This is a genomic window from Streptomyces sp. NPDC048751, from assembly GCF_043198595.1.
In the GTDB taxonomy this organism is placed as follows: domain Bacteria; phylum Actinomycetota; class Actinomycetes; order Streptomycetales; family Streptomycetaceae; genus Streptomyces.
The window spans coordinates 110,200-131,402 of record NZ_JBICUX010000005.1; the positions used below are offsets into that span (position 1 = coordinate 110,200).

General features: G+C 71.3%; 16 protein-coding genes and 1 riboswitch. Of the genes, 10 read left to right on the forward strand and 6 right to left on the reverse strand.

All coding sequences use genetic code 11. From position 1 onward, the window contains the following. The first annotated feature begins 264 nt into the window (after positions 1 to 264). Positions 265 to 1,359 carry a CobW family GTP-binding protein gene (locus ACGFNV_RS17830; protein ID WP_393623496.1) on the forward strand — a complete coding sequence of 365 codons (1,095 nt, stop codon included), beginning with the start codon at positions 265 to 267 and terminating at the stop codon, positions 1,357 to 1,359. Here ACGFNV_RS17830 and ACGFNV_RS17835 read toward each other — a convergent pair. Further along, on the reverse strand, positions 1,356 to 3,812 hold the full coding sequence (locus ACGFNV_RS17835; protein WP_393623498.1) for a DNA topoisomerase (ATP-hydrolyzing) subunit A: 2,457 nt from the start codon (positions 3,810 to 3,812) through the stop codon (positions 1,356 to 1,358). The genes ACGFNV_RS17830 and ACGFNV_RS17835 overlap by 4 nt on opposite strands. Positions 3,813 to 4,174: 362 nt before the next feature. Between ACGFNV_RS17835 and ACGFNV_RS17840 the strand changes: the two genes are divergently transcribed. From ACGFNV_RS17840 to ACGFNV_RS17855, 4 genes are all read left to right on the forward strand, one after another. Continuing rightward, positions 4,175 to 5,524 carry a M16 family metallopeptidase gene (locus ACGFNV_RS17840; RefSeq protein ID WP_393623499.1) on the forward strand — a complete coding sequence of 450 codons (1,350 nt, stop codon included), beginning with the start codon at positions 4,175 to 4,177 and terminating at the stop codon, positions 5,522 to 5,524. Next, the gene (locus ACGFNV_RS17845; protein ID WP_393623501.1) at positions 5,521 to 6,909 is read left to right on the forward strand and encodes a M16 family metallopeptidase; all 1,389 of its coding nucleotides are present in this window, start codon (positions 5,521 to 5,523) and stop codon (positions 6,907 to 6,909) included. Before ACGFNV_RS17840 ends, ACGFNV_RS17845 begins: the two co-directional genes overlap by 4 nt. Before the next feature lie 202 nt (positions 6,910 to 7,111). Beyond that, positions 7,112 to 7,278: riboswitch (cyclic di-AMP (ydaO/yuaA leader) on the forward strand. 14 nt (positions 7,279 to 7,292) lie between these two features. Beyond that, positions 7,293 to 8,066, forward strand: coding sequence for a M23 family metallopeptidase (locus tag ACGFNV_RS17850; RefSeq protein WP_393623502.1), 774 nt, complete (start codon positions 7,293 to 7,295; stop codon positions 8,064 to 8,066). 188 nt (positions 8,067 to 8,254) lie between these two features. Further along, positions 8,255 to 8,947, forward strand: a complete 693-nt coding sequence (locus ACGFNV_RS17855; protein WP_393623504.1) for a GntR family transcriptional regulator — start codon at positions 8,255 to 8,257, stop codon at positions 8,945 to 8,947. Positions 8,948 to 9,140: 193 nt separating this feature from the next. On the opposite strand, the gene ACGFNV_RS17860 is transcribed toward ACGFNV_RS17855, so the two are convergent. After that, positions 9,141 to 9,422 (reverse strand): HPr family phosphocarrier protein, encoded by a 282-nt coding sequence (locus tag ACGFNV_RS17860; protein ID WP_016432192.1) that lies wholly within the window; start codon positions 9,420 to 9,422, stop codon positions 9,141 to 9,143. A 177-nt stretch (positions 9,423 to 9,599) separates the two neighbouring features. Here ACGFNV_RS17860 and ACGFNV_RS17865 point away from each other — a divergent pair, with 177 nt between their 5' ends. From ACGFNV_RS17865 to ACGFNV_RS17880, 4 genes are read left to right on the forward strand one after another with little or no spacing between them, the layout of a single operon-like run. Beyond that, entirely contained in the window at positions 9,600 to 12,434 is a 2,835-nt protein-coding gene (locus tag ACGFNV_RS17865) for a GNAT family N-acetyltransferase (RefSeq protein WP_393623505.1), read from the forward strand. Between the two features lie 42 nt (positions 12,435 to 12,476). Beyond that, a complete protein-coding gene (locus tag ACGFNV_RS17870; RefSeq protein ID WP_393623507.1) occupies positions 12,477 to 13,073 on the forward strand; it encodes a DUF5998 family protein in 597 nt (198 codons plus the stop codon). Next, positions 13,073 to 14,269, forward strand: a complete 1,197-nt coding sequence (locus ACGFNV_RS17875; protein ID WP_393623508.1) for an alkaline phosphatase family protein — start codon at positions 13,073 to 13,075, stop codon at positions 14,267 to 14,269. The genes ACGFNV_RS17870 and ACGFNV_RS17875 overlap by 1 nt, the downstream gene beginning before the upstream one ends. Positions 14,270 to 14,318: 49 nt before the next feature. Further along, positions 14,319 to 14,969 carry a thymidine kinase gene (locus tag ACGFNV_RS17880; RefSeq protein ID WP_393623509.1) on the forward strand — a complete coding sequence of 217 codons (651 nt, stop codon included), beginning with the start codon at positions 14,319 to 14,321 and terminating at the stop codon, positions 14,967 to 14,969. A gap of 34 nt (positions 14,970 to 15,003) precedes the next feature. Here the strand turns inward: ACGFNV_RS17880 and ACGFNV_RS17885 are convergent, their stop codons facing one another. Beyond that, positions 15,004 to 15,807: a VOC family protein gene (locus tag ACGFNV_RS17885; protein WP_393623511.1), complete on the reverse strand. Its 804-nt coding sequence runs from the start codon at positions 15,805 to 15,807 to the stop codon at positions 15,004 to 15,006. Between the two features lie 295 nt (positions 15,808 to 16,102). Here ACGFNV_RS17885 and ACGFNV_RS17890 point away from each other — a divergent pair, with 295 nt between their 5' ends. Further along, positions 16,103 to 16,954: a sulfurtransferase gene (locus ACGFNV_RS17890; protein ID WP_393623512.1), complete on the forward strand. Its 852-nt coding sequence runs from the start codon at positions 16,103 to 16,105 to the stop codon at positions 16,952 to 16,954. A 65-nt stretch (positions 16,955 to 17,019) separates the two neighbouring features. Here the strand turns inward: ACGFNV_RS17890 and sepH are convergent, their stop codons facing one another. The 3 genes from sepH to ACGFNV_RS17905 all read right to left on the reverse strand — a co-directional run bounded on the left by sepH (position 17,020) and on the right by ACGFNV_RS17905 (position 21,048). After that, positions 17,020 to 18,051 (reverse strand): septation protein SepH, encoded by a 1,032-nt coding sequence (gene sepH / locus ACGFNV_RS17895; RefSeq protein WP_393623514.1) that lies wholly within the window; start codon positions 18,049 to 18,051, stop codon positions 17,020 to 17,022. 479 nt (positions 18,052 to 18,530) lie between these two features. After that, positions 18,531 to 19,850, reverse strand: a complete 1,320-nt coding sequence (locus ACGFNV_RS17900) for a D-arabinono-1,4-lactone oxidase (protein WP_393623516.1) — start codon at positions 19,848 to 19,850, stop codon at positions 18,531 to 18,533. Next, on the reverse strand, positions 19,810 to 21,048 hold the full coding sequence (locus tag ACGFNV_RS17905) for an MFS transporter (protein WP_393623517.1): 1,239 nt from the start codon (positions 21,046 to 21,048) through the stop codon (positions 19,810 to 19,812). Before ACGFNV_RS17905 ends, ACGFNV_RS17900 begins: the two co-directional genes overlap by 41 nt. Positions 21,049 to 21,203: the final 155 nt, after the last annotated feature.

A 21,203-nucleotide genomic window follows, 5' to 3' on the forward strand; every position in this document is an offset into this window, starting at 1 on the left:
GAGGGGGACCGGCGAGTGGGCGGCGCTTGCCGTCTCCCAGGGTGCCGAGCGGCTCTGGTCGGCGGGGAGGCGGAGAGGAGGCGCACGGAAGGAAGTGAGGGTCGCACGCTTCGGCGCCATGCCCAACGTCTGCCCCACAAGTGCTGCTAACAATCGTTCACTTCGCGGTGATTCTTCCGGCTCGTATCCTGGGACGGCATTGAATCCTCGTACGTGCGCCGGGACCGCGAGCCGGTGCACGCGTCGGTGTGAGAGAGGTCGCGCGTGGGGCACAGCAGTCCGCAGGTTCCGGTCGTCGTACTCGCCGGATTCCTCGGCTCCGGGAAGACGACTCTGCTCAACCACCTCCTCCACCACAGCGGCGGCAGCCGCATCGGAGCCCTAGTCAACGATTTCGGTGCCATCGAGATCGACGCCATGGCCGTGGCCGGCGCCCTCGGCGACTCGACCGTGTCCCTCGGCAACGGATGCCTGTGCTGTGCCGTCGACGTCGGTGAACTCGACGTCTACCTGGAGCGGCTCGCCAACCCCGCCACCGGCATCGATGTCGTCGTCATCGAGGCCAGCGGACTCGCGGAGCCCCAGGAACTGGTGCGCATGGTGCTCGCCAGCGAGCATCCCGGGATCGTGTACGGAGGGCTCGTCGAGGTCGTCGACGCCGCCGAATTCGACGACACCCGCGCCCGGCACCCCGAGATCGACCGGCATCTCGCCCTCGCCGACCTCGTCGTCGTCAACAAGCTCGACCGGGCTGCCGACGCCGAGCGCGTCCTCGGCCTCGTCCGGTCGCTCACGGACCGGGCCCCGGTCGTCCCCGCCCGGTACGGCCGGATCGACCCCGAGTTCCTCTTCGACTGCCGGCCGAGCGAGGAGCGCATCGGCCAGCTCTCCTTCGACGATCTCCACCAGGACTCCGGCGACGATCACGCCGGCCACCTGCACACCGCGTACGACAGTCTGTCCTTCGTCTCCGAGACGCCGCTCGACCCGCGCCGGCTGATGACATTCCTGGACAGCCGGCCCGAAGGGCTCTACCGGATCAAGGGGTACGTCGACTTCGGACCGTACGACGTGCGCAACCGCTACGCCGTCCACGCCGTCGGGCGGTTCCTCCGCTTCTACCCGGAGCCCTGGGCGGCCACCGACCCACGCCTCACGCAGCTCGTCCTCATCGGCTCCGACCTCGACGCCCCCGCCCTCGGCAAGGAACTGGAGGCGTGCACGAGCGACGCCCCGCACGCCGACGAACACGGCATGTGGGGCGTCCTGCGCTACGTACGGGACCCCGACGACGGCCGGGAAGGCCACCCGTACGAAGACGTACAGGTGGATCCCGACGACGAGGTCCTCGCCGACTAGACCGGGCCGGCCACCACCCACACCGTCTTCGCGAGCGACACGCCGGAACCGTCCCGGCGCGGGTCCATCTCGGGCAGTTCGGCGGGCGTGCCGTTCTTCTGGGCCGCCCGGGCGGGCGCATGGCCGGCCCAGGCCAGTGACAGACAGTCCTCGCCCTTCAGGAACCGCTGGCAGCGCACACCGCCGGTCGCGCGGCCCTTGCGCGGATACTGGTCGAAGGGGGTCAGCTTCGCCGTGGTCTGGACGGAGTCGTCCAGCGTGCCCCGCGAGCCCGCGACCGTGAAGACCACCGCGTCCGCCGCCGGGTCCACCGCCGTGAAGGAGATGACCTTGGCGCCCTCGGCGAGCTTGATGCCCGCCACGCCACCCGCCGGCCGGCCCTGCGGGCGGACCTGGGAGGCCTGGTAGCGCAGCAACTGGGCGTCGTCCGTGATGAAGACCAGGTCCTCCTCGCCCGTGCGCAGCTCGACCGCGCCGACGATCCGGTCACCCTCCTTGAGGGTGATGACCTCCAGCTCCCCCTTGTTGGACGGGTAGTCGGGGACCACGCGCTTGACGACGCCCTGTTCCGTGCCCAGGGCGAGGCCGGGGGAGGACTCGTCGAGCGTGGTCAGGCAGACCAGCGTCTCGTCGCCCTCCAGGGAGACGAACTCCGTGAGCGGGGCGCCGCCCGAGAGGTTCGGGGCGGAGGCGGTGTCCGGGAGCTGGGGCAGGTCGATGACGTTGATCCGCAGCAGGCGCCCCGCCGACGTGACCGCTCCCACCTCACCGCGGGCCGTCGCCGGCACCGCGGAGACGATCACATCGTGCTTGACGCGCCGGGCGTCGGCGTCCTCCGTGAAGGGCTCGCCGTTCGCGGTGCGGGCCAGCAGGCCCGTGGAGGACAGCAGGACGCGGCACGGGTCGTCCGCGACCTGGAGCGGCACGGTCGCCACCGGGGCGCCCGAGGACTCCAGCAGCACCGTACGCCGGTCGGTGCCGAACTTCTTGGCGACCGCGGCCAGTTCGGCGGAGACCAGCTTGCGCAGCTCCGCGTCCGACTCCAGGATCCGGGTCAGCTCCGCGATCTCCGAGTTGAGCCGCTCCTTCTCCGCCTCCAGCTCGATGCGGTCGTACTTGGTCAGGCGGCGCAGCGGGGTGTCCAGGATGTACTGGGTCTGGACCTCCGACAGCGAGAAGCGCTCCATCAGGCGCTCCTTCGCCTGGGCGGAGTTCTCGCTGGAGCGGATCAGCCGGATGACCTCGTCGATGTCGACCAGCGCCGTGAGCAGGCCCTCCACCAGGTGCAGACGGTCGCGCCGCTTGCTGCGGCGGAACTCGCTGCGGCGGCGCACGACGTTGAAGCGGTGGTCGAGATAGACCTCAAGAAGCTCCTTCAGGCCCAGCGTGAGCGGCTGGCCGTCCACCAGCGCCACGTTGTTGATGCCGAAGGACTCCTCCATCGGCGTCAGCTTGTAGAGCTGCTCGAGAACGGCCTCCGGCACGAAGCCGTTCTTGATCTCGATGACCAGGCGCAGGCCGTGCGCACGGTCGGTGAGGTCCTTGACGTCGGCGATGCCCTGGATCTTCTTGGAGCCGACGAGGTCCTTGATCTTGGCGATCACCTTCTCGGGACCGACCGTGAAGGGCAGCTCCGTCACGACGAGGCCCTTGCGCCGCGCGGTGACGGTCTCCACCGCCACCGTCGCGCGGATCTTGAACGTGCCGCGGCCCGTCTCGTACGCGTCCCGGATGCCGGCCAGGCCCACGATCCGGCCGCCGGTGGGCAGGTCCGGGCCGGGGACGTGCCGCATCAGGGTGTCGAGGTCCGCGTTCGGGTGGCGGATCAGATGGCGGGCGGCGGCGATGACCTCGCCCAGGTTGTGCGGCGGCATGTTCGTGGCCATGCCGACCGCGATGCCCGACGCACCGTTGACCAGGAGGTTCGGGAAGGCGGCGGGCAGGGCCACCGGCTCCTGCTCCTGGCCGTCGTAGTTGGGGTTGAAGTCGACCGTGTCCTCGTCGATCGACTCGGTCATCAGGCTCGTCGCCGCGGCCTGACGGCACTCCGTGTACCGCATGGCCGCCGGCGGGTCGTCGTTGCCCAGCGAGCCGAAGTTGCCGTGCCCGTCGACGAGCGGCACCCGCATCGAGAAGGGCTGCGCCATGCGCACCAGAGCGTCGTAGATCGACGCGTCGCCGTGCGGGTGGAGCTTGCCCATCACCTCGCCGACCACGCGGGCGCACTTCACATAGCCGCGGTCGGGGCGCAGGCCCATCTCGTTCATCTGGTAGACGATGCGGCGATGGACCGGCTTGAGGCCGTCCCGGGCGTCGGGCAGGGCGCGGGAGTAGATGACCGAGTACGCGTACTCGAGGAAGGAGCCCTGCATCTCGTCGACGACGTCGATGTCGAGGATCTTCTCCTCGTACGAGTCGTCGGGCGGCGGGGTCTTCGTGCTGCGGCGGGCCATCGCTGCCGGCTCCTCCTGATTCATGGTCGTTCACCCACGGGGCGCGCCCCATCGGCTCACTCATGGTTGAAGCGTTTGACGGGATCTGATGCGGACCATTGTGGACCGTGGCACTGACAACACGTGCCGGGACCCGGTGCGCAACGCTCGGCCCGGCGCCGAGAGGCGCCGCGTGCGCCCACCGGGGCGGCCCTGCGACAGGACTGCCCGCAGGCTACGCCATCGCCGCCCGCAACCGGCTTCTCGCTCTCGGCGTACGACCTCCGGGAACTTCGCCGACCCGCCGCACGCTTGCATAAAGTGGCAGGACCAGCAGGAAATCCGCGGTTGGAACGACCGCTCCCGCGATCGAAGGGATGTACATGCCCATGGGTCACACGGCCACAGCCCAGGCAGGCTCCGGCGGCCTGACAGCGACCGAGCACCGCCTGGCCAACGGCCTGCGCGTGGTGCTCTCAGAGGACCACCTGACCCCCGTCGCAGCGGTGTGCCTCTGGTACGACGTCGGTTCGCGCCACGAAGTCAAGGGGCGCACCGGCCTGGCTCACCTTTTCGAGCACCTCATGTTCCAGGGCTCCGGCCAGGTGAAGGGCAACGGCCACTTCGAGCTGGTGCAGGGCGCCGGCGGCTCGCTCAACGGAACCACGAGCTTCGAGCGCACCAACTACTTCGAGACCATGCCCGCCCACCAGCTGGAGCTCGCGCTCTGGCTGGAGGCCGACCGCATGGGCTCCCTGCTCGCCGCCCTGGACGACGAGTCGATGGAGAACCAGCGGGACGTCGTCAAGAACGAGCGCCGCCAGCGCTACGACAACGTCCCCTACGGCACGGCCTTCGAGAAGCTCACCGCCCTCGCCTACCCGGACGGTCACCCCTACCACCACACGCCCATCGGCTCGATGGCCGACCTGGACGCGGCGACCCTGGAGGACGCGCGCGCGTTCTTCCGTACGTACTACGCGCCCAACAACGCGGTTCTGTCCGTGGTCGGCGACATCGACCCGGAGCAGACCCTCGCGTGGATCGAGAAGTACTTCGGCTCGATCCAGGGCCATGACGGCAAGCCCGCGCCCCGCGACGGCACGCTGCCCGACGTCATCGGCGCGCAGCTGCGCGAGGTCGTCGAGGAAGAGGTCCCCGCGCGCGCCCTGATGGCCGCCTACCGGCTGCCGCACGACGGCACACGCGCGTGCGACGCGGCCGACCTGGCGCTCACCGTCCTCGGCGGCGGCGAGTCCTCCCGCCTCTACAACCGGCTCGTACGGCGCGACCGTACGGCCGTGGCGGCCGGCTTCGGCCTGCTGAGGCTGGCCGGGGCGCCGTCCCTGGGCTGGCTGGACGTGAAGACCTCCGGTGACGTCGAGGTGCCGGTCATCGAGGCCGCCATCGACGAGGAGCTCGCCCGGTTCGCCGAGGAGGGCCCCACAGCCGAGGAAATGGAACGCGCCCAGGCCCAGTTGGAGCGTGAGTGGCTGGACCGCCTCGGCACGGTCGCGGGCCGCGCCGACGAACTCTGCCGCTACGCGGTGCTGTTCGGCGACCCGCAGCTCGCCCTGACCGCCGTCCAGCGCGTGCTGGAGGTGACACCGGAGGAGGTCCGGGAGGTCGCCAAGGCCCGCCTGCGCCCCGACAACCGCGCGGTGCTCGTCTACGAGCCGACCGCCGCCGAAGCCCCCGCCGACCAGGACGAGAACGAGGAGGCGGCCCAGTGACCGAGCTCGCCACGATGGACTTCCACCCCCAGCCCCAGGCGGGCGACGCCAAGCCGTGGGCCTTCCCGGCCCCCGAGCGCGGCACCCTCGACAACGGCCTCACGGTCCTGCGCTGCCATCGCCCCGGCCAGCAGGTCGTCGCCGTGGAGGTGCTCCTGGACGCGCCCCTGGACGCCGAACCGGCCGGTCTGGACGGCGTCGCCACCATCACGGCCCGTGCCTTCTCCGAGGGCACCGACAAGCACTCCGCCGAGGAGTTCGCCGCCGAGCTGGAGCGCTGCGGCGCCACCCTCGACGCACACGCCGACCACCCCGGCGTACGCCTCAGCCTCGAAGTCCCGGCCTCGCGCCTGGAGAAGGCCCTCGGGCTGCTCGCCGACGCCCTCAGGGCGCCCGCGTTCGCGGACAGCGAGGTCGAACGGCTCGTCCGCAACCGCCTCGACGAGATCCCGCACGAGCTGGCCAACCCCTCCCGCCGTGCCGCCAAGGAGCTCTCCAAGGAGCTCTTCCCGGCCACCGCGCGCATGTCCCGCCCGCGCCAGGGCACCGAGGACACGGTCCAGAACATCGACTCCGCGGCCGTACGCGCCTTCTACGAGAAGCACGTCCGTCCCGCCACGGCCACCGCCGTGGTCGTCGGCGACCTCACCGGCGTCGACCTGGACGCGCTCCTCGGCGACACCCTGGGCGCCTGGACGGGCTCCTCGGCCCAGCCGCGGCCCGTGCCGGCGGTGACGGCCGACGACACCGGCCGTGTCGTCATCGTGGACCGCCCCGGCGCCGTCCAGACGCAGCTGCTCATCGGGCGCATCGGCCCCGACCGGCACGCGCGCGTGTGGCCCGCGCAGGTGCTCGGCACCTACTGCCTCGGCGGCACCCTCACCTCCCGTCTGGACCGCGTGCTGCGCGAGGAGAAGGGCTACACCTACGGTGTGCGGGCGTTCGGGCAGGTGCTGCGCTCGGCCCCCGACGGCTCGGGCGCCGCGATGCTCGCCATCAGCGGTTCCGTCGACACCCCGAACACCGGCCCCGCCCTGCAGGACCTCTGGACGGTACTGCGCACGCTCGCGGCGGAGGGTCTCACCGACGCCGAGCGCGATGTCGCCGTGCAGAACCTCGTCGGGGTGGCGCCGCTGAAGTACGAGACCGCCGCGGCTGTCGCCAGCACGCTGGCAGACCAGGTCGAGCAGCACCTGCCGGACGACTACCAGGCGACGCTGTACCAGCAGTTGGCCGCGACCGGCACCGTGGAGGCCACCGCGGCCGCCGTGAGCGCCTTCCCGGTGGACCGCCTGGTCACCGTCCTCGTCGGTGACGCCGCGCAGATCAAGGAGCCCGTCGAGGCCCTCGGTATCGGCACCGTCACGGTGGTGTCCGCCGAGTAGCGGCACACGAGCAGCGGCACACGGAGGGGCCCCTGGAGACGAAAAGGTCTCCAGGGGCCCCTGATGTCCGAATTGAGGGAAAGGTTGCCTGTCTGGCCTGTGGGATGCGCTACAAAAGCCGTGATCCGTTTGAGGATTGAAAGTGGTCCCGCTTAGCGTCGTCCGGGCTGTTCGTCGGGCAGTGCGCCGCAACCGCGGCACCGGACAGTCATCGCCGAGTCCCCGTACGGCGCGAGCCAGGGGAGCCGGGGACCCAACTAGGCAGTCCCTGGGGTGAATCGGACGCCCGCGCGTGTCGCGAGGGGGCCCGTAGGAGACCTTCCTGCTCCGAACCCGTCAGCTAACCCGGTAGGCGAGAAGGAAGGAAAGGACCGCTCATCTTCATGGCGTTCACCTGCGCCACCGGGAAGCACCGTCGTCCCAGCCGCATAAAGCGCACCACCGCCCGCGCCGCGGGCGTCGCCGCGCTCACCACCACCGGCGTCATCGGCACCCTGAGCGCACCGGCGCTCGCCGCCGACACCGCCGTCGAGCAGACCGGCCTCATGCCCGTCGTCACCGTCGGCCACTCGGTCGCCGACCGGGTCGACGCCCAGGCCGCCGCCCAGAAGGAGGCCGCCCAGCTGAAGGCGGCCGAGGAGGCCGCGCGCAAGAAGGCAGCCGCGGAGGCCAAGAAGGCGCGCGAGGAGGCCGAGCAGGCCCGCGCGGCCAAGGCCCGCGCCGTGCGCGCCGCCGAGCGCAAGCGCCTCAACGCCTTCGTGGCGCCGATCTCCGGCTCCTACATCTCCACCGGCTACAAGTCCGGCGGCTCTCTGTGGTCGTCCGGCAGCCACACCGGCGTCGACTTCCACGCCGCGAGCGGCACCACGGTGCACGCGGTCGGCTCCGGCACCGTCGTGCAGACGGGCTGGGGCGGCGCCTATGGCAACCAGATCGTGATCAAGATGAGTGACGGCACGTACACGCAGTACGGCCATCTGTCGTCCATCGGTGTCTCGGTGGGCCAGCAGGTCACCCCGGGCCAGCAGATCGGCCTCTCCGGCGCGACCGGGAACACGACCGGTCCGCACCTGCACTTCGAGGCCCGTACGACTCCGGAGTACGGCTCGGACATCGATCCGGTCGCCTACCTCCGCCAGCACGGCGTGAACGTCTGACGACACCTCGCAGGACATACCGCGGCCCCGGCTCCCCGAGCCGGGGCTTTCGCGCTTTCACGGGCCCCGCTGTCCAAAAAATATCCATGGATTCCGGACCGCCATCGGAAATTCCGGCTCATTGCCATAGAGTCACTGACCACACGTCCATCGTCGACGTTTCACGGGGATTAAGGCGGAGGTCGGTCATGCGTATTCCGGCGCATTCGGTATGCACGGCCATCCGGGACGACATCGTCGCGGGTGTCTACGAGCGCGGCAGCCGGCTCACCGAGGAACTCCTCGCGCGCCGCTACGGCGTCTCGCGCGTCCCCGTGCGGGAAGCCCTGCGCACGCTGGAGGCCGAGGGCTTCGTGGTGACCCGGCGGCACGCGGGCGCGTGCGTGGCCGAACCCACCGAGCAGGAGGCCGCCGACCTGCTGGAGATGCGCATGCTCCTGGAGCCGCTCGGCGCCTCCCGGGCCGCCCAACGGCGCTCCGAGGCCCATCTGAAGGTGTTGCGCGGGCTCGTCAGGATCGGCCAGGAGCGGGCCAGGCGGGGCAGCAGCGAGGATCTGCGCTCCTTGGGGAGCTGGTTCCACGAGACGCTCGCCCAGGCCTCCGGCAGCCATGCGATGACCTCCACGCTGACCCAGCTGCGTCACAAGATCGCCTGGATGTACGCGGTGGACGCCCCGGCCGACCCGGTGGAGTCCTGGGCGGAGCACGGCGCGATCGTGGACGCGGTGGCCCGCGGCGACGGCGAGCGTGCGCGGACGATCACGGCGCTGCACGCCGAGCGCACGACCGCCGCGCACCGGATGCGCTTTTCCGGCGGGGAGCGACCGGAGCGTGTGAGGACTTCGCAACCTCCCGTAAACATGTCGGGCCAGCGGCATTAACACGGGGGCCGTATACAAAGGGGAGATATTCGGTGGAGACGTATTTCCGCTGCCCTTTTTCGTGCGCGCCGAGAATTCCCGGTCGTGCGTCTCAGGTGTGCCCGCTGCAATTCTCCCGAAAGTGCCGTGAGAAACGGCGAAGCCGCGCCGCCCGGAAGGGGCGACGCGGCTTCGCGCGTGCTGCGAGCGACGCTCACACGGTCTCGGGCAGCTCCTCGAGGCCCTCGGAGACCAGCTTCGCCAGACGGTCGAGCGCGGCGTCCGCGCCCTCGGCGTCGGAGGCGAGGACGATCTCCTCGCCGCCCTGGGCGCCCAGGCCGAGAACGGCCAGCATGGAGGCCGCGTTGACGGGGTTGCCGTCGGCCTTGGCGATCGTCACCGGGATACCTGCGGCCGTGGCGGCCCGGACGAAGATGGATGCGGGGCGGGCGTGGAGGCCCTCGGCCCAGCCGACGTTGACGCGGCGCTCAGCCATGTGATGCTGCCCTTCGGTGCTCAGGTTGTCTAGACCAGTGTTCCACACGTGAAGCGTGGCAGGAACGGTCCTGCGTCCCGTTCCCCATGTGGTCGTCGAACCTCGGCCTCGATCCGACTTCCGTCCTCCACAGACTGCCTCGCGCCCTCGTCAGGCGCTAGCCGTACTCTGGGCCCCATGCAGAGCGCGTCGGACCGGCACGAGTACCCCGCCCACTGGGAGGCCGACGTGGTGCTGCGCGACGGCGGCACCGCACGCATCCGCCCCATCACCGTTGATGACGCCGAGCGCCTGGTCAGCTTCTACGAGCAGGTCTCGGACGAGTCGAAGTACTACCGCTTCTTCGCGCCCTACCCGCGCCTGTCCGCCAAGGACGTCCACCGCTTCACGCACCACGACTTTGTGGACCGGGTGGGACTCGCGGCCACGGTCGGCGGCGAGTTCATCGCCACCGTACGCTATGACCGCATCGGCGCCGACGGCATGCCCGCCTCGGCCCCGGCCGACGAGGCCGAGGTCGCCTTCCTGGTCCAGGACGCCCACCAGGGACGCGGCGTCGCCTCAGCCCTCCTCGAACACATCGGAGCGGTCGCGCGCGAGCGCGGCATCCGCCGCTTCGCCGCCGAGGTGCTGCCCGCCAACACCAAGATGATCAAGGTGTTCACGGACGCCGGGTACACCCAGAAGCGCAGCTTCGAGGACGGCGTCGTACGCCTGGAGTTCGACCTCGAACCCACCGAACGCTCACTCGCCGTGCAGTACGCGCGCGAACACCGCGCCGAGGCGCGGTCCGTGCAGCGGCTGCTGACGCCCGGCTCCGTCGCCGTCGTCGGCGTCGGCCGCGCGCCCGGCGGTGTGGGCCGCAGCGTCCTCGGCAACATCCGGGACGCCGGGTTCACCGGACGCCTGCACGCCGTGAACAAGGCGTTCCCCGAAGAGCTGAAGGAACTCGACGGGGTGCCCGCCCACCGCTCGGTGCGGGACATCGAAGGACCCGTCGACCTCGCGGTCGTCGCCGTCCCCGCCGACCATGTGCCCGAGGTCGTCGCCGAGTGCGGTGAGCACGGCGTCCAGGGGCTCGTCGTGGTCTCCGCCGGATACGCCGAGAGCGGCCCCGAAGGGCGCGAGCGCCAACGCCAACTCGTCCGGCACGCACGCGCGTACGGCATGCGCATCATCGGGCCGAACGCCTTCGGGATCATCAACACCTCCCAGGACGTACGGCTGAACGCGTCCCTCGCCCCCGAGATGCCCCGCCCCGGGCGCATCGGACTGTTCGCCCAGTCCGGCGCCATCGGCATCGCACTGCTCTCCCGGCTCCACCGCCGCGGGGGAGGCGTCACCGGCGTCACCGGCGTGTCCACCTTCGTCTCGTCCGGCAACCGCGCGGACGTCTCCGGCAACGATGTCCTCCAGTACTGGTACGACGACGCCGACACCGATGTCGTCCTCATGTACCTGGAGTCCATCGGCAACCCGCGCAAGTTCACCCGCCTCGCACGCCGTACGGCGGCCGCCAAGCCGCTGGTCGTCGTGCAGGGCTCCGGTTCCGCTCCCCAGGGGCACACCGTACGGGCGACGCGGTTGCCGCACGCCACGGTGTCCGCGCTGCTCCGGCAGGCCGGGGTGATCCGGGTGGACACCATCACCGAGCTGGTCGACACCGGCCTGCTCCTCGCACGCCAGCCGCTGCCGACGGGGCCGCGCGTGGCGATCCTCGGGAACTCCGAGTCCCTGGGGCAGCTGACGTACGACGCGTGTCTCTCCGAGGGGCTCCGGCCGCTGCCGCCGTTGGACCTGACGACGGGTGCGTCGGCGGAGGACTTCCGGGTGGCGCTGGCGCGGGCCTTGGCCGACGAGGCGTGCGACGCGGTGATCGTGACGGCGATCCCGGCGATCGGGGAGGCGTCGCCGGGAGACGCGGAGCTGGCGGAGGCACTGCGCACCGCCGCCTCCTCGGCGCCCGCCAAGCCGGTTCTGGTGGTGCACGTCGAGCTGGGCGGGCTCGCGGAGGCCTTGTCGGCCGCTGCCAGTACCGCACCACAGGCCGGTTCGAACGCATCCGGTGTCGTGGGCGGTGCCCATCCGTTCCGCGCCTTGGACCGATGGGCCACCCCGGCACCGGAACCATCGGCCACCCCGGCCGACTCCCGTCTCATCCCCGCCTACCCCGCCGCCGAACGCGCCGTCCGTGCGCTCGCCGAAGGCGTGAAGTACGCCCAGTGGCGACGCGATGCCGCCCAGCCCGGGAAGGTGCCCGAGTACGAGGACGTCGACGAGAAGGGAGCCGCCGAGCTGATCGGCGGGCTGCTCGCGCGCGGGCAGGGCCTCACGCTCGGCACGGAGGCGACCTGCGAGCTGCTGCGGATGTACGGCGTCCATGTGCACCGCGCGGTGGCCGCGCCCACCGCCGAGGACGCCGTCGCCGCCGCGCGCACCCTCGGCTACCCCGTGGCCCTCAAGGCCACCGCCCCGCACCTGCGCCACCGCGCGGACCTGGGCGGCGTACGGCTGGACCTCGCCGACGAGGAGCAACTGCGGCGGGCGTACTCCGAGTTGACCGGCCTGTTCGGAAAGCCGGAGGAGCTGCGGCCGGTCGTGCAGGGGATGGCCCCGCGCGGGGTGGACACGGTCGTCCGCGCGGTCATCGACCCGGCGGCCGGCGCGGTGGTCTCCTTCGGGCTCGCCGGCGCGGCCTCCCAGCTGCTCGGGGACATGGCGCACCGGCTCGTGCCCGTCACCGACCGGGACGCGACCTCGCTGGTCCGCTCGATCCGGACGGCGCCGCTCCTGTTCGGCTGGCGCGGCTCGACGCCCGTCGACACGCCCGCGCTGGAGGAGCTGCTGCTGCGCGTGTCGCGGCTGGTCGACGACCATCCGGAGGTCGTCGCGGTCACCCTGGAACCGGTCGTCGTCGCCCCGCGCGGTCTGAGCGTGCTCGGCGCCTCCGTACGCCTGGCGCCACCCCCGGCCCGCGACGACCTCGGCCCCCGGACACTTCCCGTGTACTGAGCGGCGACGAGCGGTCCCTCGCAGTCAGTGCACCCCCGTAGGATGGAGGACATGGCCAAGACCAGTACGACGACCCAGGGGCTGCGAGCGGCGATCGAGCGCAGCGGCTACTACCCGGCCCTCGTGGCCGAGGCGGTGGAGACCGCCGTGGGCGGCGAGCCCATCCGGTCGTACCTGGTCCACCAGGAGACGACGTTCGACCAGAACGAGGTGCGGCGGCACGTGACCGTGCTGGTCCTCACCGGCAACCGCTTCATCGTCAGCCACACCGACGAGCAGGCCGCCGACAGCACCTCCCCGACGCCGTACGCCACCACGTCCACGGAGTCCGTGAAGCTCGGCCGGATCTCCTCGGTCGTCGTCAGCCGTGTGGTCGCCAACCCGGAGTCGTACACGCCGGGCACGCTGCCCCGCGAGGTCGTGCTGACCATCGGCTGGGGCGCCGTCTCGCGCATCGACCTGGAACCCGCCGCCTGCGGCGACCCCAACTGCGACGCCGACCACGGCTACACGGGCAACTCGACCGCGGACGACCTCAGCCTCCGGGTCAGCGAGGCCGGGGACGGCCCCGAGACGGTGCGCCAGGCCCTCGCCTTCGCACAGTCGCTCTCCGAGGCGACCGCGGACCAAACCCGCTGATGGTCCAGTCCGCCCCCTGGGACCACCCGGAACCTCTCGCCCTCGGCTCCGCGCCGCTCCCCGAGTACGGCAGCGGCTCGCTCGCCGACCTGCTGCCCACGCTGGCCGCGGGCATGGGCGTACCGGCGATGAAGGCCGCCATCCAGGAGCTCACCCCCGCCGACCGGAACTGCGTGTTCCTGATCGACGGACTGGGCTGGGAGCAGCTGAAGGCGCACCCGGACGAGGCCCCCTTCATGACCTCGCTCCTCGCGAGCTCCCGTGGCGGCACCGGCCGCCCGCTCACCGCCGGCTACCCGGCCACCACCGCGACCTCCCTCGCCTCCGTCGGCACCGGCCTTCCCCCGGGCGCGCACGGCCTGCCCGGATACACGGTCCGCGACCCGGCCACCGGCGAGCTGATGAACCAGCTGCGCTGGCAGCCCTGGACGTCGCCGCGCGTCTGGCAGCCGTACCCCACCGTCTTCCAACTGGCCCACGAGGCGGGCATCCACGCCGCCCAGGTGTCGTCCCCCACCTTCGAGAACACCCCGCTCACCAAGGTCGCGCTCAGTGGCGGAACGTTCCTGGGACGGCTGGCCGGTGAGCAGCGCATGGACCTCGCGGCCGAACAACTGGCCGCCGGTGACCGCTCCCTCGTCTACACCTACTACGCCGAACTCGACGGCGCCGCCCACCGCTACGGCATGGAGTCGGACACCTGGCGCGGCCAGCTCATGTACGTCGACCGGCTCGTCCAGCGCCTGGCCGAGCAGCTGCCGCCGCGCACCGCGCTCTACGTCACCGCCGACCACGGCATGGTCGACGTGCCCTTCGACGAGCAGCACCGCATCGACTTCGACGAGGACTGGGAGCTGCGCGCCGGAGTCGCCCTGCTGGGCGGCGAGGGCCGCGCCCGCCACGTCTACGCGGTCCCGGGCGCCGAGAACGACGTCGTGACCTGCTGGCGCGAGGTGCTCGGTGAGCAGTTCTGGGTGGCCTCACGCGACGAGGCGATCGCGGCGGGCTGGTTCGGCCCGCCCGACCGTTTCGACGAACGCGTGTACGCCCGTATCGGCGACGTGGTCGCGGCCGCCCACGACGACGTCCTGCTCATCGCCTCCGAGCGGGAGCCCAAGGAGTCGGCGATGGTCGGCAACCACGGTTCCATGACCCCTGCCGAGCAACTGGTTCCCCTGCTCGAAGTACGCTCCTGACATACACGCCGCCTCACGCCCCCTTCGCCCGAAAGGTGCTCAACTCGCCATGCCCGAGCTGGTCTTCTTCTCCGGAACCATGGACTGCGGGAAGTCGACGCTGGCTCTCCAGATCGAGCACAACCGCTCAGCACGGGGCCTGCAGGGCGTGATCCTCACCCGCGACGACCGCGCGGGCGAGGGCAAACTTTCCTCGCGCCTCGGCCTGGTCACCGACGCGGTCGAGGTCGAGGACGGACAGGACCTCTACGCCTACATCGTCGACCACCTCTCCCACGGCGGCCGCGCCGACTATGTGATCGCGGACGAGGCGCAGTTCCTGGTGCCGGAGCAGATCGACCAGCTCGCGCGCGTGGTCGACGATCTCAGCATCGACGTGTACGCCTTCGGCATCACGACCGACTTCCGCTCCAAGCTGTTCCCCGGCTCCCAGCGGCTCGTGGAACTCGCCGACCGGGTCGAAGTGCTCCAGGTCGAGGCCCTGTGCTGGTGCGGCGCCCGCGCCACCCACAACGCCCGCACGGTCGGGGGCGTCATGGTCGTCGAGGGCGCTCAGGTCGTCGTCGGTGACGTCAACCAGGCGGACGCCATCGGTTACGAGGTGCTGTGCCGTCGGCATCACAGGCGCCGTATGACGGCCGCCTCGGCCCGCGCGGCGGCCCTGTCGCCGGACGTGCTGCCGGTGTCCTCGGTCTCCTAGAGGAGCGCCCCCGCCGGCGACGTCGCCCACGGCGTCAGTGGGGCCCCTGGATCAGGGAGAAGCGGGCGCCCTCCGGGTCGGCCACGGTGGCCACGCGACCGTGGGCGCTGTCGTGGGCACCCTGGAGGACATACCCGCCCAGGTCGACGAGCCGGTCCAGTGCCTCGTCGGTGTCGGCCACTTCGAAGTACGTCAGCCAGTGCGGCCCCCGGTCCCGGGGCAGGGCGTGGCCCACGCCGTGGACACCGGCGACCGGGCGGCCGTCGACATGCAGGGTGACGTAGTCGAAGTCGGCGGAGACCACCGGCTCCTCCTCGTAGCCGAACACCGTCTTGTAGAACTTGGTGACACTCACGGTCTCGAAGGTCAGCAGTTCGTTCCAGGCGGGCGTCCCGGGCACGCCGGTGACGCGGGTGCCACCGTGTGCTCCCGCCTGCCAGATGCCGAAGACGGCGCCCGAGGGGTCGGAGCCGATCGCGAGGCGCCCCGCCTCGGCGGCGTCCAGCGGTCCGACCCCGACGGTGCCGCCGCACAGCCGTACCGTTTCCGCCGTCAGGTCCACGTCGTCGGAGGCGAGGTAGGGCGTCCAGGCGATGGGCAGATGCCGGTCGGGGGGAAGCTGCCCGATGCCGGCCACCTCCCGGCCTTCGAGCAGGGCTCTTGCGTAGGGCCCGAGTTGTTGGGGGCCGGGCTCGAACTCCCAGCCGAACAGCTCACGGTAGAACTCCTGGGTCGCGGCCAGCCCGTGCACCATCAGACTCACCCAGCAGGGCGTGCCGGGCATGTACCGAGCGTGCGCTTCGCCGTTCAGGCCGGCCGACCCCCGTGCCTCGGTCATCGTCACTCTCTTCTCGGCCCCTCGCGGTGGCCGCGTTCTCGCTTCCGCTCTCCGAACCCGTGCCGATGCTTGCACCACCGGTGGTGCCGTGCGCTCGGGCGCGCCGCCGGTACGCCGACCCCTGACCGTGGAGTGCCCTGTGCGCGGTTCCCGGTCCGTTTCCGCGCTTGCCGACGGGTGTCGATCGGCTGTACCGCACGTGCCCGACACGGTACGCCCCGTGATCGGGCCTGTCCGGCGGAGCAGAGTAACCGGACCCGGACGATGCGGCCACCCCGTGCGCGAGGATGGGGCCATGAACGCCATCATCTCCGCATCCGAACTCGAGGGCGCCCTGGCGGGGGAGAACCCACCGGTGCTGCTCGACGTCCGCTGGCAGCTCAGTGTGGCCAAGGCGGCCGGGGAGCCGCCCTTCGACGGCCGGGCCGAGTACGAGGCCGGGCACATCCCCGGAGCCGTCTACGTGGACCTGGACCGCGAACTGGCCGGGCCGCCCGGCGAGCGGGGCCGCCATCCCCTGCCCGACGTGGCGCAGTTCGGCGCGGCCATGCGCCGGGCCGGTGTGTCGGCCGCGACGCCGGTCGTCGTGTACGACGGCGGGCAGGGCTGGGCGGCGGCCCGCGCGTGGTGGATGCTGCGCTGGACGGGTCACCCGGACGTGCGGGTCCTCGACGGCGGGTTGCCGTCCTGGCAGGAACAGTTGTCGGTGGAGGTGCCCACGCCCGCCGAGGGCGACTTCGAGCCGGTGCCCGCGCCCGCGGACCTGCTCGACGCCGATGACGCGGCGGCGCTGGCCCGCGCCGGAGTGCTCCTCGACGCGCGCGCGGGGGAGCGGTACCGCGGTGAGGTGGAGCCGATCGACCGGATCGGCGGCCACATTCCGGGGGCCGTCTCGGCGCCCACCACCGAGAACGTGGGGGCGGACGGCCGGTTCCTGCCCGCCGAGGAGCTGAGGGCGCGCTTCAAGGCGCTGGGGGCCGGTGACGGCACCGAGGTGGGTGTCTACTGCGGTTCGGGCGTCTCAGGGGCGCACGAAGTGCTGGCGCTGGCCGTGGCCGGGGTGCCGGCGGCGCTCTACGTCGGCTCCTGGTCGGAATGGTCCTCGGACCCCTCCCGACCGGTCGCCGTGGGACCCGATCCCCAGTAGCGCGGGAACGCACACGGACCGGGCCCGCGCTGCTTCGACGCGGGCCCGTCACCTCGTACGGTCGGCTACTCCTGCTTCTTGCGCCGGGTGCCGAACACGATCTCGTCCCAGCTCGGGACCGCGGCCCGGCGACCGGGGCGGACGCCGTCAGCCTCGGCCTGGCGGTCGGTGGAGCCGACCAGCCGGTCGCGGTGGCTGCCGACCGAGCGGGGCATGAGCACGTCCGCGTAGGCGGAACCGGCGGAGGCGGCCGGAGCCGGGGGCTCCTCCTCGGCGGCGGCCGGCTCGTCGGGCGGTTCCTCCGAGGTCTCCACCGGGCGCTCCGGGACGACCAGGTCGCCCCTGAAGCTGGGTACGGCTTCCAGCAGGCTGGTCAGCGAGTCCCGTTCACCCGTGCTCTCCTCGGCCGGCTCGGACGCCTGCGCCGGCAGACTGGGCCGGTCGGGAGCGCGCTCGAGCGTGCGGTCGCGCGGCAGCCGGGCGATACGCGGTACGAACGGAAAGCTGGGCTCGGGTGCGGCGAGGTCGTCGGACTCGCCGATCAGCGAGCGTGCCTCGTCGTCGACGGCCTGGACGAGTCTGCGTGGCGGGTCGTACGTCCAGCTGGCCGAGTGCGGTTCGCCCGCGACCAGGTAGACCAGCAGGACCTCCCAGGTGCCGTCGTCGCGGCGCCAGGAGTCCCACTGCACGGTGTCCTTGTCGGCGCCGCGCAGCAACAGTCGCTCCTGGACGGCCTCGCCGAGTTGGGGTCCGGCGTTCTCGCCGGGGCGGCGGACGGGTGTCTTGCGGGCCCGCTCGGCCATGAACGCCCGCTCGGCCAGCACGGGGCCCTCGAAGCGGCGTACACGATCGACGGGGATGCCGGCCATCTGGGCGACTTCTTCCGCCGTCGCACCAGCACGTATCCGCGCCTGGATGTCTCGGGGGCGGAGATGGCTCTCCACCTCGATCTCGATCTGGCCGAGGCGGGGACGGTCGCCGCGGACGGCGGCGCGCAGACGCTCGTCGATCGGAAGCGTGTACTCCGTGCTGTCCGCAGCCTTCAGCACCAGCCGTGTGCCGTCATTCGAGACGGCCACGACACGCAGTTCGGGCATGGGGACCTCCCGGGTGGTGCCTGCCGACGTCACGTGCGTCGCTGCTTCCGCTAGTCGAGTGTGGCCTGCCCGGGTGCAGCCTGCCACAACCTTGCCGAGTTGCCCGGCGTGTCGGGCGCGGGCCCTCGATCGCCGTTATGGCACGGTTACCTATCCGCAACGCTAAGTGACCAACTCCGTCACCCTGTGCAACGGGCCCCCCTCCCGGCGATCCAGCAAGGCCCGGGACACCCTGGTGGGAGACCGGGCCCAGGGCTCGCAACAGTACTCCATTTGGGCCACGTGCGTGGATTGGCGCGCCGCTCAACTTCGCACGAGACATGGGACCTGGCCGTCTGTCACGCGATTTTCGGGATCTTGAAAGTGGCGTACTTCACGCAATCGGCGGAAAGGGAGCGAATGTTGCGCCCCGGGGTGCTTCCTCACGCCCCCTCTGCTTCCCGCGCCCCCTCGAACCATGCGCGCCCCTCCTGGCTCTTCTACGCCCCCAAAACCCTGCGCAAGTAGTCGTTCTGGAACCGCCGGTCGGGGTCGAGCCGGTCCCGCAGTGCCGTGAACTCGCCGAAGCGCGGATACACCCCCGCGAAGTACTCCGCGTCCCGCGTGTGCACCTTGCCCCAGTGCGGCCGGCCCTCGTGCGCGGTGAAGATGCGCTCCGCCGCCGTGAAGTACCCCTGGTAAGGCGTGCCCTTGACCATGTGGACGGCGATGTAGGCGCTGTCGCGGCCCGAGGCCGTGGACAAGGTGATGTCGTCGGCGGGGGCGGTGCGCACCTCGACCGGGAAGCTGACCCGCAGGGGGGAGCGGTCGACCATGTCCTTCAACTCGCGCAACGCCTCGGTCACGGCCTCGCGCGGGACGGCGTACTCCATCTCCACGAACCGCACCCGGCGCGGAGAGGTGAACACCTTGTAGGGAATGTCGGTGTAGGTACGCGCGGACAGGGCCTTGCTGGAGATCTGGGCGATCGTCGGGATGGTGCCGGGCACTGCCCGGCCGACCCACTGGGCCACCTGGAAGACGCCGTTGGAGAGGAACTCGTCCTCGAACCAGCCCTGGAACTGCGGCACCGGCTTCTCCGGGCCCGCGCTGCGGTTGTTGCGCTTGGTGTTGGTGCTGCCGGTGTGCGGGAACCAGTAGAACTCGAAGTGCTCGTTCTCCGCCCAGAGTTCGTCGAAGTCGGCGAGGACCTTGTCGAACGGCATCGGCTCCTCGCGGGCCGTGAGCAGGAAGATCGGCTCCACGGCGAACGTGAGCGCGGTGACGATACCGAGGGCGCCCAGGCCGATCCGGGCGGCCGCGAAGACCTCGGGGTTCTCCTTCTCGGAGCAGGAGAGCACCGACCCGTCGGCCGTGACCAGTTCCAGCCCCTTGATCTGCGCGGCGATGGAGCCGGACTCGCGGCCCGTGCCGTGCGTGCCGGTGCTGGTAGCGCCGGAGACCGTCTGCTCCATGATGTCGCCCATGTTCGTGAGCGACAGGCCCTCCCGCGCGAGCGCCACATTGAGCCTCTTGAGCGGGGTACCGGCCTCGACCGTGACGGTCATCGCCTCCCGGTCGATGTCGCGTATGCCCGTCAACAGTTGAGGGCGGATCAACAGGCCGTCGGTGGCGGCGATCGACGTGAAGGAGTGCCCGGTTCCGACCGCCTTGACCTTGAGACCGTCCTCGGCGGCCCTGCGTACCGCCGCGGCCAGCTCCTCGACCGAGGCGGGCGTGGCCTCCCGCGCGGGGCGCGCGGAGACATTGCCTCCCCAGTTACGCCACGTGCCGTTCCTGCCGCTCGCTGTGCTGCTCAACGGTGCCTCCCCGACGCGGAGCCGGCCTGCTGAGCCGGCGGTACCCCAGGAAACCGACCGCGACCGCGACGGCTCCGGACACCGCCGGAACCCCGTACCCGGCCCGCGCACCGGCCGCGTCGATCACCCAGCCGGCCATGGAGGACCCGAGCGCGACCCCGACCGCGAGCCCGGTGCTCACCCAGGTCATGCCCTCGGTCAGTTGTGCGCGTGGTACGTGCTCCTCGATGAGGGACATGGTCGTGATCATCGTGGGTGCGATGGACAGTCCCGCAACGAAGAGCGCCACGGCCAGAAACGGCAAGTTTCCGACCAGTAGGAGGGGGATCATACTCACGGCCATCATGAAGACGCCCAGCAGCCAGCGACGTTCGGGCGCCCCCTTGAAGTGCATCAGCCCGAAGACGATGCCCGCGACGCACGATCCCGCCGCGTAGAGCGCGAGGACCACGCTCGCGGCGCCCTTGTGGCCCTGCTCGTCGGCGAAGGCGACGGTGACCACGTCGACGGCCCCGAAGATCGCCCCGGTCGCCACGAACGCGGCCACCAGGACCTGCAGCCCGACCGAACGCAGCGCCGAGCCGCCCCCACGGTGCTCGCGCGGATGCGGCGCGGGCTCGGTGGCACGCTGCGCGGTCAGCCAGAAGACACCGACGGCGAGGAAGCACGCCGCCAGCAGCGGCCCCGCCTCGGGGAACCAGGCCGTCGACAGACCGATGGAGATGATCGGCCCGAAGATGAAGCACACCTCGTCCACCACGGACTCGAAGGAGTACGCGGTGTGCAACTGGGGGGTGCCCCGGTACAGCGCGGCCCAGCGCGCGCGGATCATCGCCCCGAGGCTCGGCACGGAGCCGACGCCGGCGGCGCAGACGAACAGCACCCAGTCCGGCCAGCGGTGGTGCGCGGCGAGCAGCAGCACGGCCGCCGAGGTGAGCGCGACCAGGGTCGCGGGACGCAGCACCCTGCGCTGCCCGTACTGGTCCACCAGCCGTGAGATCTGCGGCCCGAGCACCGCGGCGGCCAGCGCGATGGTCGCCGACAGCGCGCCCGCGAGCCCGTAGCGTCCGGTCAGCTGGGAGATCATCGTGACCACGCCGATGCCCATCATCGACAGCGGCATCCGGCCGATGAGCCCCGCAGCGGAGAATCCCTTGGAGCCGGGCGCGGCGAACAGGGCGATGTAGGGGCTGGGCACGTGGCTCTCCGATGGGTCCGGTCACGCGCGCGACAGGCTCGGCGGGGCGTGAACGAAGGTGGCTCGTAAGGTCCGTACGCGACGGATACGGCTTACGAGAGTTAGGCAACCCTAACTCATGGGCGCCAGGCCGGTACGGCTACCGAGCAAACGGG

What these genes read in the sequence shown, in the direction of transcription:
- ACGFNV_RS17835 (WP_393623498.1), bottom strand. Translation starts at nt 3,812, where the DNA reads ATGGCCCGCCGCAGCACGAAGACCCCGCCGCCCGACGACTCGTACGAG.
- ACGFNV_RS17840 (WP_393623499.1), top strand. Translation starts at nt 4,175, where the DNA reads ATGCCCATGGGTCACACGGCCACAGCCCAGGCAGGCTCCGGCGGCCTG.
- ACGFNV_RS17850 (WP_393623502.1), top strand. Translation starts at nt 7,293, where the DNA reads ATGGCGTTCACCTGCGCCACCGGGAAGCACCGTCGTCCCAGCCGCATA.
- ACGFNV_RS17855 (WP_393623504.1), top strand. Translation starts at nt 8,255, where the DNA reads ATGCGTATTCCGGCGCATTCGGTATGCACGGCCATCCGGGACGACATC.
- ACGFNV_RS17860 (WP_016432192.1), bottom strand. Translation starts at nt 9,422, where the DNA reads ATGGCTGAGCGCCGCGTCAACGTCGGCTGGGCCGAGGGCCTCCACGCC.
- ACGFNV_RS17865 (WP_393623505.1), top strand. Translation starts at nt 9,600, where the DNA reads ATGCAGAGCGCGTCGGACCGGCACGAGTACCCCGCCCACTGGGAGGCC.
- ACGFNV_RS17870 (WP_393623507.1), top strand. Translation starts at nt 12,477, where the DNA reads ATGGAGGACATGGCCAAGACCAGTACGACGACCCAGGGGCTGCGAGCG.
- ACGFNV_RS17875 (WP_393623508.1), top strand. Translation starts at nt 13,073, where the DNA reads ATGGTCCAGTCCGCCCCCTGGGACCACCCGGAACCTCTCGCCCTCGGC.
- ACGFNV_RS17880 (WP_393623509.1), top strand. Translation starts at nt 14,319, where the DNA reads ATGCCCGAGCTGGTCTTCTTCTCCGGAACCATGGACTGCGGGAAGTCG.
- ACGFNV_RS17885 (WP_393623511.1), bottom strand. Translation starts at nt 15,807, where the DNA reads ATGACCGAGGCACGGGGGTCGGCCGGCCTGAACGGCGAAGCGCACGCT.
- ACGFNV_RS17890 (WP_393623512.1), top strand. Translation starts at nt 16,103, where the DNA reads ATGAACGCCATCATCTCCGCATCCGAACTCGAGGGCGCCCTGGCGGGG.
- sepH (WP_393623514.1), bottom strand. Translation starts at nt 18,051, where the DNA reads ATGCCCGAACTGCGTGTCGTGGCCGTCTCGAATGACGGCACACGGCTG.